General features: G+C 45.1%; 15 protein-coding genes. 3 read left to right on the top strand and 12 right to left on the bottom strand.

All coding sequences use genetic code 11. From position 1 onward, the window contains the following. Window positions 1-2: 2 nt before the first annotated feature. The 11 genes from AB6D06_RS02435 to AB6D06_RS02385 all read right to left on the bottom strand — a co-directional run bounded on the left by AB6D06_RS02435 (window position 3) and on the right by AB6D06_RS02385 (window position 9,727). A complete protein-coding gene (locus tag AB6D06_RS02435) occupies window positions 3-524 on the bottom strand; it encodes a DUF2878 domain-containing protein (protein WP_017061278.1) in 522 nt (173 codons plus the stop codon). Continuing rightward, on the bottom strand, window positions 502-1,782 hold the full coding sequence (locus AB6D06_RS02430; RefSeq protein ID WP_372099600.1) for a class I SAM-dependent methyltransferase: 1,281 nt from the start codon (window positions 1,780-1,782) through the stop codon (window positions 502-504). The genes AB6D06_RS02435 and AB6D06_RS02430 overlap by 23 nt, the downstream gene beginning before the upstream one ends. Before the next feature lie 105 nt (window positions 1,783-1,887). After that, entirely contained in the window at window positions 1,888-2,694 is an 807-nt protein-coding gene (locus tag AB6D06_RS02425; RefSeq protein ID WP_372099601.1) for a DUF1365 domain-containing protein, read from the bottom strand. Beyond that, window positions 2,691-3,962 (bottom strand): NAD(P)/FAD-dependent oxidoreductase, encoded by a 1,272-nt coding sequence (locus AB6D06_RS02420; RefSeq protein WP_102428126.1) that lies wholly within the window; start codon window positions 3,960-3,962, stop codon window positions 2,691-2,693. The genes AB6D06_RS02425 and AB6D06_RS02420 overlap by 4 nt, the downstream gene beginning before the upstream one ends. A 2-nt stretch (window positions 3,963-3,964) precedes the next feature. Beyond that, a complete protein-coding gene (locus AB6D06_RS02415) occupies window positions 3,965-4,696 on the bottom strand; it encodes an SDR family NAD(P)-dependent oxidoreductase (protein ID WP_248401642.1) in 732 nt (243 codons plus the stop codon). Further along, window positions 4,696-5,127 (bottom strand): nuclear transport factor 2 family protein, encoded by a 432-nt coding sequence (locus AB6D06_RS02410; protein ID WP_017090021.1) that lies wholly within the window; start codon window positions 5,125-5,127, stop codon window positions 4,696-4,698. Before AB6D06_RS02410 ends, AB6D06_RS02415 begins: the two co-directional genes overlap by 1 nt. A gap of 14 nt (window positions 5,128-5,141) precedes the next feature. Further along, complete coding sequence (phrB, locus tag AB6D06_RS02405; protein WP_065583940.1) at window positions 5,142-6,557, bottom strand: deoxyribodipyrimidine photo-lyase; 1,416 nt, start codon at window positions 6,555-6,557, stop codon at window positions 5,142-5,144. Continuing rightward, window positions 6,554-7,501, bottom strand: coding sequence for a DUF523 and DUF1722 domain-containing protein (locus AB6D06_RS02400; RefSeq protein WP_017060965.1), 948 nt, complete (start codon window positions 7,499-7,501; stop codon window positions 6,554-6,556). The genes phrB and AB6D06_RS02400 overlap by 4 nt, the downstream gene beginning before the upstream one ends. Before the next feature lie 174 nt (window positions 7,502-7,675). After that, window positions 7,676-8,356, bottom strand: coding sequence for a ChrR family anti-sigma-E factor (locus AB6D06_RS02395; RefSeq protein ID WP_372109898.1), 681 nt, complete (start codon window positions 8,354-8,356; stop codon window positions 7,676-7,678). Further along, a complete protein-coding gene (locus tag AB6D06_RS02390) occupies window positions 8,349-8,996 on the bottom strand; it encodes a sigma-70 family RNA polymerase sigma factor (protein WP_017065085.1) in 648 nt (215 codons plus the stop codon). Before AB6D06_RS02390 ends, AB6D06_RS02395 begins: the two co-directional genes overlap by 8 nt. 110 nt (window positions 8,997-9,106) lie before the next feature. After that, the gene (locus AB6D06_RS02385) at window positions 9,107-9,727 is read right to left on the bottom strand and encodes an LON peptidase substrate-binding domain-containing protein (RefSeq protein WP_017065084.1); all 621 of its coding nucleotides are present in this window, start codon (window positions 9,725-9,727) and stop codon (window positions 9,107-9,109) included. 252 nt (window positions 9,728-9,979) lie between these two features. On the opposite strand from AB6D06_RS02385, the gene AB6D06_RS02380 reads away from it, so the two are divergent. After that, window positions 9,980-10,366 (top strand): tautomerase family protein, encoded by a 387-nt coding sequence (locus tag AB6D06_RS02380; protein ID WP_017060969.1) that lies wholly within the window; start codon window positions 9,980-9,982, stop codon window positions 10,364-10,366. Between the two features lie 127 nt (window positions 10,367-10,493). On the opposite strand, the gene AB6D06_RS02375 is transcribed toward AB6D06_RS02380, so the two are convergent. Then, window positions 10,494-11,291 (bottom strand): DUF4344 domain-containing metallopeptidase, encoded by a 798-nt coding sequence (locus tag AB6D06_RS02375; protein ID WP_017060970.1) that lies wholly within the window; start codon window positions 11,289-11,291, stop codon window positions 10,494-10,496. A gap of 326 nt (window positions 11,292-11,617) precedes the next feature. Between AB6D06_RS02375 and AB6D06_RS02370 the strand changes: the two genes are divergently transcribed. Continuing rightward, window positions 11,618-11,974, top strand: coding sequence for a YibL family ribosome-associated protein (locus AB6D06_RS02370; RefSeq protein ID WP_017060971.1), 357 nt, complete (start codon window positions 11,618-11,620; stop codon window positions 11,972-11,974). 316 nt (window positions 11,975-12,290) lie between these two features. Next, entirely contained in the window at window positions 12,291-13,517 is a 1,227-nt protein-coding gene (gltS, locus tag AB6D06_RS02365; protein WP_017060972.1) for a sodium/glutamate symporter, read from the top strand. Window positions 13,518-13,707: the final 190 nt, after the last annotated feature.

Raw genomic sequence — 13,707 nt, 5'->3', positions numbered from 1 at the left:
AGTCACCTCGTTATTGCCATTTTAGGTTGTATTAAGTTGGAGTAGGCGGCCACCAGTAAGGGCAACAAAATCCCCCAACTTATTGCAAGGGCAGCAACTACCGATGCATCTGGCCAAGTAGTAAGAAGAGCACCTGCTTTGATGCCTCCCCAATAACTACTAGTACCTGCTACGAACCCTATGACAAACAAGATCACTTTCGAGCATTTTAAAAGCCAATTTAGGCTGTGGTTAAAACTGATTAAGAACATGATCCACAGGCAGACAAGCCACACCGGGAACCACGATTGATTCGCAATTTCAGAGTCGACGGCAAACACGCCGAAGTGGAGTAAGAGGCTATCAAGCAATAGCCCCAATGGTAATAAAATGAGTATCTTCAAATCGCTACTGCGAGTCGGTGATAGAAGGAAGTGAACCACTACAATCAGTGGTGTGACGAACGGGGCTTGCGCGGTAAAGAAAGCACTGCAAACCCAGGTCGCTTGAAACAGTACGAGATTAATAATCCAAAACCGCTTCATCTTTTTCTCCAAAGTAACGAGGTTTTCTTGCGACTACATGGTGAGTGCTGATCACGCGCTCTTTGAATGCGCCTTCACAGTAGCAGAAGTAGAAGGTCCATAAGCGTTTAAACTCTTCTGAATAGCCGAGAGACTCTAGCTCTTCCCAACTATTTTCAAAGGCGATATTCCAATCATTCAGCGTTCGAGCGTAGTGCAGGCCAATGTCATCAATTTCTTGAACCACAAGGTCGGTGCTGGTCGCAAGGTGTTGGGTCATCACTGAAACAGAAGGTAGGCAACCGCCGGGGAAGATGTACTTCTGAATAAAGTCGACACCTTTGCGGTATTTGTCGTAACGGCTGTCAGCAATAGTAATTGCTTGAATCAGCATCTTGCCTGAGGGCTTAAGTAGCGAGGAACATTTTTCAAAGAAGGTTTGTAGATACTCATGTCCGACCGCCTCTATCATCTCGATCGAAACCAACTTGTCATACTCACCAGTGAGATTGCGATAATCCTCTTTGAGCAGGGTGATTTTGTCGGTTAAACCAAGCGCTTTTACTCTCTGTTCAGCAAGTGCATGTTGGGCATCTGAGATCGTGGTAGTGGTGACGTGGCAACCGTAGTGTTGCGCCATGAAGATGGCTAAGCCGCCCCACCCTGTGCCTATCTCGACCACGCTATCTTTCTCAGACAGTTCTAGTCGCTCACAGATGGTTTTCATTTTGTTTTGTTGAGCCTTCGACAAGGTTTCTGCGTCTTCGCTGTAGATTGCGGAAGAGTACAGCATCGAGCTATCTAAGAAGCGCTCATACAGTTCGTTGCCAATGTCGTAGTGGGCGAGAATATTTCGCTTAGAGCCTTGCTCGGTGTTGGCATTCTTACGGCGCAGCAATAGGTTTTTGATGCGAGAAATCCATTGTGTCTTGTCATCAAGCTCATCCAATTGGGCTTGGTTACGAGCCATGATTTGAATCACACGCGTGAGGTTTGGGCTGGTCCATTTACCATCGATATAGGCTTCAGATGCCCCAATGCTGCCATTGATGACCACATCTCTAAAAAAGGTCGCATCATGAATCACGATTCGACCTTTCAATTCAGCTTCTCGATCACCAAATACTGAATGCTGGTCGCGCTCAATGATTTCAAGCGTTGCGAATTGCAGGCTTTCTAACACCTTGAAGATTAAAGCTCGATATTTACAGTTGCTTGAAACAGCAACGGCTTTAGCTTGTTGTTCAATATTGTTGTTTTGTTTGGCAAGCTGTTCCATGTAAACCTCGCTGATAACTCATTCTAATATTTTGTGCCAACTAAGCTGAGTTCAGCTCCTTGATTGGAGTGAACCCAAGCTTCAATTGAGTTCTTTCATGTGCGCTTAAGACGTTGAGTCTGGATGCGCCACAAACGGTACTTTTTTCAGGAATAATTTGAGAGCCTGATAATAAATTCCCATCACGACTTTTATCGTCATCGCCGGAATCTTTAATACCGTTCGTCTAATGTTTGTCTTGGTTACTGACTGCTTCGTCAGGGCTAGTGTCGCATCGAAAAGCTTGTCGTCTCGGCGGCTTTCAATGTGAACTAACGTGCGTTTCGCTGGTGGCTTAATCTTCCAAAAATAAGTCATGTTCAAATCCATGAACGGCGAAACGTGAAACTCTTTTTTTACCTTCAATTCTTGGTGCATGTCGATGAGATAGTAGTGTCTTTCTCGCCAAGGCGTGTTACTCACCTCAGCCAACATGTACTTACAATCTCCAGTCTCGTCATAACAGAAGAAACAGTTGAGTGGGCTGAAGTAGATGCCTAAACAGCGGCACTGAGCCAGCATCGTCACACGGTTTGAATCAGACCAAACCCCACCAAGTTGTTGCACTTTGGAAGCTATACGTTGCTTAAGTGATTTTGGTTCATCCGTGGTGACATTTTCTTTTTTTTCAGCGAGATAATCCGATTCGACAAAGCGAATCGGGTTGTACCAACGAGTTCCGAACAGCGCACTGCGCGCTGTGGTTTGGGGCAGCTCATCAAGATCTAACCCCATCATATACAGCTGATAGCTGAACTCATGAGTGATGTCGCCAAAGCGGCGATGTCTGACGTTACCCCAATAGATACCGCTGAGCTCTTCACTCTTTTCGGATGCGATCCCCATCTCGGGTGTCAGGGTTTGACTGTTCATAGCGCGGAACTCGTACTCAAATCTAAACCGAAGCGTTTGGTCACATCGAGTGCACTGTGGACACCGTCTTCATGGAAGCCGTTATACCAATAAGCGCCAGCAAAGTGCGTCTGGTTTTTGCCACAGATTTGCTCACGCTTGTGCTGAGCTTCGACCGTGTTCGAATTAAGTACCGGGTGATGATAAACAAAGCTGCGAATAATTTTTTCTGGGTCGATGGCTTCGCTTTGATTCAAGGTGACACAGAAGGTGTCTTGGCTTTCGATGCCTTGCAGAATGTTCATGTTGTACGTGACACAGGCAGGTCGTTTACTGTCGCCATCCAACATGTAGTTCCAGCTTGCCCAAGCCAGTTTTCTGTCTGGTAACAAGCGAGTATCGGTGTGCAGAACCACTTCATTGCGGCTGTATGGGATCTCGCCCAGTACCTGTTGCTCTTGTTCTGTTGCATCACCAAGCAAGCGTAAGGCTTGGTCTGAGTGGCAAGCAAAGATTACTTCGTCGAAACCTTGTGCGCTGCCATCTTCAAATTCAATCGTGACGCCTGTTTCTTGGCGAGTCACTTGTTTAATCGATGTATTCAGTGCAACAGTCTTACTTAGGCGTGAAAGGATGATTTCAACATAAGAACGCGATCCCTTTGGTATCACATACCACTGAGGACGGTTCGCGATATCGAGCAATCCATGGTTGTAGAAAAACTGAATGAAGAACTTGAGCTCAAACTCTTCCATTTCTTCCAAGCTTGTCGACCAAATCGCCGCGCCCATCGGTAAGATGTAGTGCTGGCTGAAAAAGTCGGAAAATTGATTATCTCGTAGGAAACTGCCAAGGGTAACGTCTGGTGTGAATTCATTGCTTTCAAACTGAGCCTTACACAGCTTGTTGAACTTGAGAATGTCAGACACTAAAGACCAGAACTGAGGTTTGAAGATGTTGCTCCTCTGCGCGAATAACGAATTAATGCTGTGGCCGTTGTATTCAAACTTGGTCGTCGTGTTGTGGACGCTGAAGCTCATCTCAGTCGGTTGCCTTTCGACATCGAGTTGTTCTAGAAGCTGATTGAAATTCGGGTAGGTTCGATCGTTGAATACGATGAAACCTGTATCTATCGAAAACGCCGAGCCTTGATGTTCAATATCAACGGTCGCGGTGTGCCCCCCAACGTAATCATTCTTTTCGAATACTGTTACGTCGTGGTGCTTATCTAATATATGCGCGCAAGTGAGTCCAGAGATACCTGAACCAATAATGGCGATTTTCTTCATTGTTATACCATCCTTGAAGCGAGTTTTTGCCAAACTGGAGTTGGAAGCATTCTTAGTAGCTTCATCAACATGATGAATCGTCTTGGGAAATCGATTTCACTCTTTCCTTGAGCGATACCATTTACGATTCGCTGAGTTGCGGCCTCACTACTAATAATCATAGGCATAGAGAACGTATTTCGCTCGGTTAATGGCGTTTCAACAAAGCCAGGGTGCACAATTGAGACATGAATGTTGTGCGTTGCCAGATCAACCGAAAGTGTTCTGCCTAAGTAGGTGAGGGCTGCCTTTGAAGCGCCATAAGCCTCGGCTCTTGGCAAAGGTAAAAAGCTGGCGCTGGAGCTGACTAAAACCAAACGGCCGCCGGGCTTGATGTTTTTTAACCAAGCTTTAAGGGCGTAGCCAATTGAAATTAGGTTTATGTTGATGACGCGCTCAAAAAGCTCGGCATCAAAATTCACTGGGTCGTCGATGTACTCACAATCACCCGCATTTAAAATCAGCAGATCGAGCGGCTTGTCTTGGTCGAGTTCTGGGAAGTTGTGGTAATCGGTCAGATCGAAACAGAGCGGTGTAATGGATGAATGCGCGATGTCTGTCTCGTGAGAATCAACCAAGGCTTGCAGCTTGTCTGGGTTACGGCCACAAGCAATCACCTGATGCCCTTGTTGAGCATAATCGATAGCGAGTGATTGGCCGATACCTGAGGTCGCGCCTGTGATCATAATACGCATTATTGGCTCGCTCTCTTTTTGATGGATTTGATGGCGCAGCCCAGAACTGGAATGTGTTCGTACAACATAGAGCCGACATCAAGATAGTCTCTGTGATAGACCACTTGACCGTCGAGCATCTTGAGGTGGCTGTGTCCTTGTACTTCGATTGGCTTTTGCCCATTTAATTGCTTGTGAGCAAACTGCATTGTCCAATACACCGAAGCTTCGTCGTTCACTTCGAAAGTGTGTTCGATATGGAAGTAACAGCTGGTTACTTGGGTGTAGAGGTTCTCGAAGTAGTGCGTAAGCGCCGAAATACCGCTGACATGATGCAGCGGATCTTGGAATTCAATATCAGGGTGATAAACCGTCTTAAGCACGTCGAAATTGTCGGTTCCGAGTTCTCGATACATGTTGAGAAAGTTATCAAGCCATAGAGAGTTATCCATAATATTCACTCTAATTATTTGAAGAAGGCTAAGGCTCTCAATCGTGCTTCTTTATGCTCAACGATGGGTTGCCAGTATTCGCTGTCTATTCCGTTTTTAGCGATAAAGTCATGTGGGAAATGTACATGCTTATCTGGGATATTTTGCAGCTCTGGTATGTACTTACGAATAAAAATTCCTTTTGGATCAAACTTTTCACTCTGAGTGATTGGATTGAAAATTCGGAAGTAAGGTTGAGCATCACAGCCAGTACTTGAAGCCCACTGCCAGCCACCATTGTTGGCACTAAAGTCTCCGTCGATAAGGTGCGACATAAAGAAACGCTCGCCCCAACGCCAGTCAATAAGCAGGTGCTTGGTTAGGAAGCTTGCCACCACCATTCTTAGTCTGTTGTGCATCCAGCCCGTTTCAACCAGTTGACGCATTGCGGCATCAACCAATGGATATCCTGTTTTTCCTTCGCACCAAGCTTTGAAGCTAGGATGATCGTGATACCAATCTAAACCATTGTATTTTTGCTGAAAGTTAGCACCTTTGACCAGTTTAGGGTGGTGGAACATCAAATGCTTATAAAAATCTCGCCAAATCAATTCATTGAGCCAACAAAAGGCCGGTAATTGCGTATCAAATAACAGATCGGGTTGCTGCTGAATCAATTGAATCGCTAACCAACGTGGGCTCACGGCGCCAATCGCTAAATAAGGTGATAGCCCCGATGTTCCTTTAACTGAGGGAATATCTCTCAGACGTGCGTAGTCGTTGACTTTATTGCCTAAGAAATTGGGGATCACATTGCCCAATACATCTTGGCTTAATGGCCAGCGACTCGAATCAACACGCGGAAAATCGAAATCATAGTCAGCAGAGATGGTTAAGGCTTGTAAGTCGTCAGGAAGCTGTGTTTGTGAACGTTCAGCTGACTCGACAGGAGCTGGACTGCAGATGATGCCTTTCACCTGAACTTCTTTTAACCAAGCGTTCTTAAAGGGCGTAAAGACTTTGAACATCTCGCCTTGTTTGTTGAGAACGCTACCGAGTGGCAGCATAACGTCACAATCGCTGATCTTCAGGTTTAGGCCGCTTGAAATCAGCTTTTTATCGCGAGCTTGTTCATCGACCTCTGGTTCAGAGTTAGCGTAGACGCACTTGGCATCAAGCTGCTGGCACAAATCGATGAGCTGTTTGGATTGGTCGTCAAAGTCGCTAGCTTTCAGGTGAAGCAACGTTATCCCGAATTCAGCGAGCTGGGAATCGAGTTGTTTTAGATGACGATAGATGAAATCAGCTTTGATCGGCGCAAGGTGGTGTTGCCGCCACGTTTGAGGCGTTGAAATGAAAACGGCGGTCGTTACGCCGTTTTCAACTGCCGCGACGAGCGCTGGGTTATCGTGAATCCGCAGGTCTCGTCGTATCCATAGTATGTCGCTCAATATCCGTATCTCAGTTTAAGTTCTTGAGGGTGCGGGTTTAGGTAAACCTGTGATTCTAGGTATTCGTTCGGGTATTCCATCAGGTAGTGATTGATCAGTGTCAGTGGCACTAGCAGTGGAACAACGCCCTCTCTGAATGATGCGATCTGGTTGGTCAGCTCTTGCTTGTGAGCGCTACTCAGTTGTTTTTTAAAGTAACCTTGCAAATGATGCAGCGTATTGGCGTGACTGCCTCGATTCGCGTGATGAGACAACGCCGTCATCAAGCCTTCGATGTATTGAGCCGCTAGTTCGTCGATATCTAAATCATTACCCGCTAGCAGTTTGCCTAAGCTTTTGTAACCCTCAACGTGGTGACACATGACTAGATATTTGTGGGCGCTGTGGAACTGAATCAGTTTGTGCTTGGTCACACCTTCATCCACAAGATCGAGCCATTTTTGGTAAGTGAACACTCGAGTCATGAAGTTTTCACGCAAAATGGGATCGTTAAGGCGGCCGTTTTCTTCAACGGGAAGTAACGGGTTGCCGTCCATAATTTGTTGGGTGAACATGCCTATGCCTGTCGATTCAGAGCCGCGACCATGGTGGTGGTACACCTTCACGCGCTCCATGCCGCAGGTTGGGCTTTTTTGACACACAATAAAGCCAGCAATGTGTTGGTTTTTCTTTGAGTAGTTTTGACCGAACTCGATCAGTTCGTTGGTCACATCACCTGAGCCATCAGGGCGAGAAACATGGATGATGTCATCTAGCATTCTTGTTTGACGAATGGTTGGACGAGGGGTTGGAAGACCAACAGCCATCTCTGGGCAAACAGGTTCCAATTCCACGTAGTCTGCTAAGTCGTCTGTACAAAAACGAGAGCGTTTATGACCTGTGTCGAAACGTACTTTATGTCCAGCAACACATGCACTGATACCGATTTTGATTTTCTTTTCCATTGGCCAACTCCTTTGCTCTTGCTCTGAGCTTTTTCTTATAGTTCAACATTGCTAATCGTATTTACAGAGCTGGGTGTGTTTTTACTTTGACACCGTAGTTGTTTTTATTCAGATGTATTGACGATATACAGGATAGCTTTATGCCATCCTGTATATTTATAGCCTGCAACTGGGTTAATAGATATATTTTCCAAGTGGATTGAATAGTTGGCTCACACCTTTTGTGAAGTAAAGCGCATCACTTGAAACGGTTAAACAGACACAACCTTCTTTTGTTGCCGGTTGATGAGTGTGATTGCCATCCAACCAGATGAAGTCACCTTTGTTGTAAACGCCCATTTCGTCTTCGAAACTGCCATCTAGAAGAAGCGTGATCTCGAAGCCTTTGTGTGTGTGGCAAGGCACTTGTCCATCTTTGTCGATGTGCAACAAGCTGGTGTGGTGTGCTTCGTCAGCAAAATCGAGTCTTGCTCGTGAAATTTTGCCTAGGTTCATCCAGTCCTTTCTCGCTACTGAGTTTAGAGCGCGAGGGATTGTGAATGTCGTGTCAGCAACAGTTACTTTCTGAACCTCTGGAGTCACTTCAACAGACTGAGAAGTATCAGCTGTGATTTGCTCTATCGCGTCAAAATCAAAGTCCATGTCGTCCATTGAGAAGCTGTCTAGATCTTCATTTGAGAATACTGGCTCTGCGTCAAAAGCATTATTCGCTGCTACAGCTGTAAGCTGCTTGACTTGTTGTTGGCAGTGTTCACACAGCTCTACATGGCTAGAAACAATCAAAGAAACTGAATCAGCCAACGTGCCATCGACGAAGTCTTTCAAGATTGCCGCGTTTGGGTGATGTTTAATCATGGTCTTGTTCCCCCATGTGAACTTTTAATTTGGCTAAAGCGAGTCTCAGACGTGATTTCACTGTTCCAAGTGGGACGCCAAGTTGCTGAGCGAGTTGCTCTTGAGAGAGCTCTTGAAAGTAAACGCCTTTGACGATGGTTTTCTGAGCGAGAGGCAACTTTTCTATTTGAGTCATTACGTGTCGGCTCATCAAATGGTCACCGAATGGCAAATCTTCGCTTTGAGAGTCGGCTACCATCGCATCGATTGGCCAGATATCGTCGGCTATCGTTTGTTCGGCTTTCGCTTTCACTTTGCGCAACATGTCGAATGCTGCATTACGCATTACCGTGTAGACCCAAGTGGTCGCAGCGCCTTTATCTACATTGTAGAGATGTGCTTTCTTCCAAACATTAGTCATCGTGTCTTGAACTAGCTCGTTTGCAGCAGCTTCGCCACCCAACTTACTGATACCAAAACGCTTGATCTTAGGAGCGAAGAACTTGAACAAACAGGTGAACGCCTGCTTGTCTCGGTCTGTACCAACCAACACCAGCCAGCTCGAGAGCTCTGTCGGTACTTTGTTGTCTGTAGGTACTTTGTTATCGGGAATAATGACATGCTCCTTGCCGTTCCCTGAACTTCTGCTTTCCACTTGCATAGTAACTAACCATCATGCGAATTTGATGGGCACTACGTGAAAGGAGAAAGTCGGGATCACTTTAATTTAAATTAATTTCTACTATACAAAATTATAGTGAAGAAAAGTGCTTATTGCCCCGTAATGATTTGATTCAAAAAAGGAACTAGAGACGGAAAACTGGCTGGCTCAGTAAATTCTGTTTTCTTTTCCAGTGGGATAGGCATCATTTCGAGCAATCGCGCACAGATCCATTGTGGGCTCTCAAAATCAGGAGTGGGATAGAGTGTTCTTATCGAATCGTGGTCGCGAAACAACTGAACCAAAAAAGCGGTAAACACGTTAGGCACTTTATATTCATCGGTAGGCCAGTGAGGCAACAAGCTGAACTTACTTTTAATCAGGTCATCATCGTCTCGAAACGACCCATGCAATTGCACCAACTTTTCGCCTTCGACATCAATTTCTAATATCTGGTCGTCCGACATATTGAAGTCGACGATGGTCACCTTTGTTCCCCAAGAGCTGAGATGATCAGAGTTAGATTTGTCTTGAGTGGCGATAATGAAACCATCGCCCTGCGCTGCGTGAGCGACCATCGCGAGATACTTTGGCTCAAAAATGCGCAGTCTTTGTCTGCCTCCCGGTAAAAGGAAGATGGGGAGGGGAAACACAGCGAGCTCCAGAGAAGACTCTACGGGTGTTTCTGGTTCGGCGTCTGTCCGCGTGGTCTTCCTAGGTGAATTCGGCACATAATACTCCTTAGTTCAGATGTGATTCGAGAAGATATACGCGGGGAGGGTGGTGTTCGATCAATTCGCTTCGGCTTATGTTCGCAAAGGGATAGATATTTTGTTGCACCTGTTCATAAATTCACTGTTTTTACCTTTTTTCATACGCGTCATTATGTAATATATGTACAAATAGTAAGCGAATGGGTAGTCGCCAGACGATGCTTATATCTGACGTTCTTCTATACCTAACATCGCATCAAAGGAATGGTCATGATTGTTATTTATGGTATCAAAGAGTGCTTAAATCCAATTAAGTTGCAGCTCTCTAATGTGTTGCAGCAGTGCTTGAATAGTGAAATGGGTTTACCCGATGACAAGCGAGCACATCGATTTGTGCCATTGGAACGGGATGACTTCTTTTACCCAGAAGGAAGAACAGAAGCCTATACCGTCATTGAGATCAACATGATGGAAGGTCGAGCGGTAAACACCAAAAAGCGTCTAATCAAGAAGATCTTTTCTGAGATTGAAAAGCAGCTCTCTATCTCTCCGATTGATATTGAAATCACCATTAAAGAGCAGCCTTCACATTGTTGGGGTTTTCGAGGGATGACGGGCGATGAAGCACAAGATCTGAAGTACAAAGTGAACGTCTAGGGTTTAAGCTCTTAACTCTTAACTCTTAACTCTTAACACGTAAGACTTAAGCCAATCTATCGAGTGACGGCTTTGGAATTTGATGCCAAAGCCGTTTTCCTAGTTCTCGACACTAACCTTTAAGCATCTAAGCATCGTCACTCTTTTTTAAATACTGATGCCAATTTTCATTGATCACGTCAAAGTGCTCAACGCAGAACTCTTTTCTGTCTTTCAAATAGTCGTTTTCCACTTCATCGAGCAAGTTCTTATAGGCATCGGGATCGCTGCCATACACCAAGCATAACGTGGAGAAGTAACGCTGCAGGTCGAAACTGTGCTCGTCGATGTATTCCCCCAAGTCGTAATACTCTGGGCGGTCTTCTGACTCGAAAGCGAACATGTCTGCAGCGCTGATAGCAGCGTCGGCCCCATGCTCTACGTAGTTAAGCAGTAGCACGGTTGCTAGGTTATCAACCGCATCTTCTTCTTTACCCAATATGGCAATGTTCTGATCTTCGATATACGCATGCCCAGTCTCGTGTAGCAGGGTGTGCAGCAAGGTATCAATAGCGCCGGTTTGCGCAGATTTCCCATACTCTTTTTCGTATTGGTTCTTCTCAAAGTAATTGAGTGACTCAGCGTAAAAGCTGTAAGGGATCAGTACTTGATGGGTTTGTGGATCGTAGAGTGGTCCTTCTTCCCCGCCATATTGAATGGTTAATGGCTTCTCAAACATGAAGAGTTGGTTTGATAGGTCGACCACGGTGTCATTAACGCCACTGCTTTGAATCTCTCGTTTGAGCTGCTCTTCTTCGGTATTTTGCGGTGTAGAGTACTCGACGATTAGGTTACTTTGGGTGGCTTGTTCACTAGATGCATAAGTTGTGGCAAACATTGCACTCAGGGCTAGGCTGCAGGTCAATGTTCGTTTCAATAATGTCATCGGCTATCCTTGTGATTACGTTGCGATTCAGAGTCGTGCTGGGGGTAACAACTCCAAGCTGTGTACCCTGATTTAGTTATTGCGTTAGAGTATAAGTTTAGACGGAATTTTGATGCATCGAGGACTGCAATTTTTGAAGTAGGCGCTATCCTATCAATGAATAATCCGCTTAGAGATTCGCCACAAAGAATAAGTAAGCTGAATGAGCGGTGTCGATGTGATTCGTTTCTATTGGTAATTAACAGATAAATTTCGGTTCAACACAACCCTTGTGCTATACTCCGCGCCCCAATCCGAATTGGCTTGTTTAATCTTAGGAAATTATTATGAGTGTTAAAAACGAACTTCAACAAATTAACAACCGTCTAGACAAGTGTCGCCACAAGTTAGATGCTGCTAAAACTCGTAATGATCGTCCTGTTGTTCGTCAGTTCGAGGAAGAGATTAAGAAGCTAACTAAGAAAATTGCCCAGCTTAAACACAAAGAAAGCTATGATGTGAACCAAGAGCGTAAGTCTCTGGTTGATATGCCATTTAGCCGTGAGATCACTAAGGCTGAGCAAGCGGATATGGGTAAACTTAAAAAGTCTGTTAAAGGACTCGTAATTGTTCACCCAATGACGAAGATCGGTAAAGAACTTCGCATTGAGGTTATGACTGGTTACGCACCGAAAAAATTCTAATTACCAGCGATGGTGATGAAAGAGGAGCTAGAAATAGCTCCTTTTTGCTTTTTTAGGTATTAAGAAAGCAGAGTCAGCGGCATAGATACTCACGCCGTTTTCAACTTTTAGGAGGTGATTGTTGTCACAAATCCTTTTATCTCCTATAAAAGTTAACGTGCTACTAACATGGTACTAAGCGATCGCAGTAATGTGTTCGCTTTTCGAATCCACACTTTCTCTCCAGTTTGTATAAATATAGGTAGAGCAGCACAAATAATTACAGATAAAACTAGACTCATTAGGGAAGATGAGAACGTAAAAAAATAGAGGTTATATGAATCAATTAATTTCAATTGGACCACTAGAATCCTTCCTAATCGCGATTAGTGTTTTGTTTCTAGGTCATTTCGTCAATGCAAAGCTTCCGATTCTCAAAAAGTACAACATTCCAGAGCCCATTGTCGGCGGCTTGATTGTCGCTTTTGCTATTACAGCCCTGCACTTTAACGGCCTTGATCTTGAGTTTTCCTTGCCCCTGCAGAACACGTTTATGTTGATGTTCTTTGCAACGGTCGGTCTTGCGGCGAACTACACGCAGCTGATAAAAGGTGGTGCTAAGGTATTCCTATTCTTAGGGGTAGCGTCGGTTTACATCATTATCCAAAACGGTGTAGGCGTAACCTTAGCTACGGCACTAGGCCTTGAACCCTTGATGGGTTTGATTGCTGGCTCTATCACCCTTTCGGGCGGTCACGGCACAGGCGCGGCTTGGTCTCAAACTTTTGCAGACACGTTTGGCATTGCAAATACGCTAGAAATCGCGATGGCTTCAGCGACCTTTGGTTTGATCATCGGTGGTATTATCGGTAGCCCAGTGGCGCAAAAGCTGATTGATAAAAACCAGCTTGAATCTGAGTACGGCACTGGCACGCAAACACATGAACGCTTCCCTGAACTTGTTACTTACAACGAGTATGAAGAAGACAAAGTGACGGCGAAGAAGGTGATTGAAGTGTTGTTCATCCTTCTTATCTGTATCACGGGTGCGAAGTACCTAGAGCAGTGGGTGGCGACTTTTGAAATTTCTTGGTTGATGATTCCTGACTTCGTTTACGCGTTGTTTATCGGTGTGTTCATCACTAACGTGTTTGAAGTGACTAAGCTGCATAAGACTGACAGCGAAACGGTCGATATTCTTGGTACGGTGTCATTGTCACTGTTCCTAGCAATGGCGCTAATGAGCCTTAAGCTTTGGAACATATTTGACCTTGCGATTCCGTTCTTGGTTATCCTGGCGGTTCAGGCGGTTGTGTTAGGTATCTTCTCTTACTTTGTGACGTTCAAAGTAATGGGTTCTAACTACGACGCAGCGGTTATGGCAGGTGGTCACTGTGGTTTCGGCCTAGGTGCAACACCAACAGCGGTAATGAACATGGGCTCTTTGGTGAACCGTTTTGGTCCTTCACCACAGGCGTTCATGGTGGTGCCAATTGTTGGTGCCTTCTTTATCGATATCGTTAACCTGATTATCCTTCAGGGTTACATCTCGTTTATCGGTTAATGTTCGCCTTTACTTAAACGCAATGTGCTTATCGCACTAAGATGAATACAAGAAAGCCAGTCTGTTGACTGGCTTTTTTTGTTCTTGTTTATCGAGGTTTTCTTGCCTGATACCCCTGCGGTTAGGGCTCTGTCACATCAATAACTAGGGCGTGTTGATCTTTCGAGCTGATTTTTGCAGTGAGTTGCTG

Source organism: Vibrio sp. 10N.239.311.G01 (assembly GCF_041465805.1).
In the GTDB taxonomy this organism is placed as follows: domain Bacteria; phylum Pseudomonadota; class Gammaproteobacteria; order Enterobacterales; family Vibrionaceae; genus Vibrio; species Vibrio crassostreae_C.
This window is presented reverse-complemented; position numbering and strand designations above follow the sequence as displayed.

Bases quoted from the DNA above. Each gene is read 5' to 3' on its own strand.
- AB6D06_RS02425 (WP_372099601.1), bottom strand. From the start codon at position 2,694: ATGAACAGTCAAACCCTGACACCCGAGATGGGGATCGCATCCGAAAAG.
- AB6D06_RS02435 (WP_017061278.1), bottom strand. From the start codon at position 524: ATGAAGCGGTTTTGGATTATTAATCTCGTACTGTTTCAAGCGACCTGG.
- AB6D06_RS02420 (WP_102428126.1), bottom strand. From the start codon at position 3,962: ATGAAGAAAATCGCCATTATTGGTTCAGGTATCTCTGGACTCACTTGC.
- AB6D06_RS02410 (WP_017090021.1), bottom strand. From the start codon at position 5,127: ATGGATAACTCTCTATGGCTTGATAACTTTCTCAACATGTATCGAGAA.
- AB6D06_RS02375 (WP_017060970.1), bottom strand. From the start codon at position 11,291: ATGACATTATTGAAACGAACATTGACCTGCAGCCTAGCCCTGAGTGCA.
- AB6D06_RS02415 (WP_248401642.1), bottom strand. From the start codon at position 4,696: ATGCGTATTATGATCACAGGCGCGACCTCAGGTATCGGCCAATCACTC.
- AB6D06_RS02380 (WP_017060969.1), top strand. From the start codon at position 9,980: ATGATTGTTATTTATGGTATCAAAGAGTGCTTAAATCCAATTAAGTTG.
- gltS (WP_017060972.1), top strand. From the start codon at position 12,291: ATGAATCAATTAATTTCAATTGGACCACTAGAATCCTTCCTAATCGCG.
- AB6D06_RS02390 (WP_017065085.1), bottom strand. From the start codon at position 8,996: ATGCAAGTGGAAAGCAGAAGTTCAGGGAACGGCAAGGAGCATGTCATT.
- AB6D06_RS02395 (WP_372109898.1), bottom strand. From the start codon at position 8,356: ATGATTAAACATCACCCAAACGCGGCAATCTTGAAAGACTTCGTCGAT.
- AB6D06_RS02370 (WP_017060971.1), top strand. From the start codon at position 11,618: ATGAGTGTTAAAAACGAACTTCAACAAATTAACAACCGTCTAGACAAG.
- AB6D06_RS02430 (WP_372099600.1), bottom strand. From the start codon at position 1,782: ATGGAACAGCTTGCCAAACAAAACAACAATATTGAACAACAAGCTAAA.
- AB6D06_RS02400 (WP_017060965.1), bottom strand. From the start codon at position 7,501: ATGGAAAAGAAAATCAAAATCGGTATCAGTGCATGTGTTGCTGGACAT.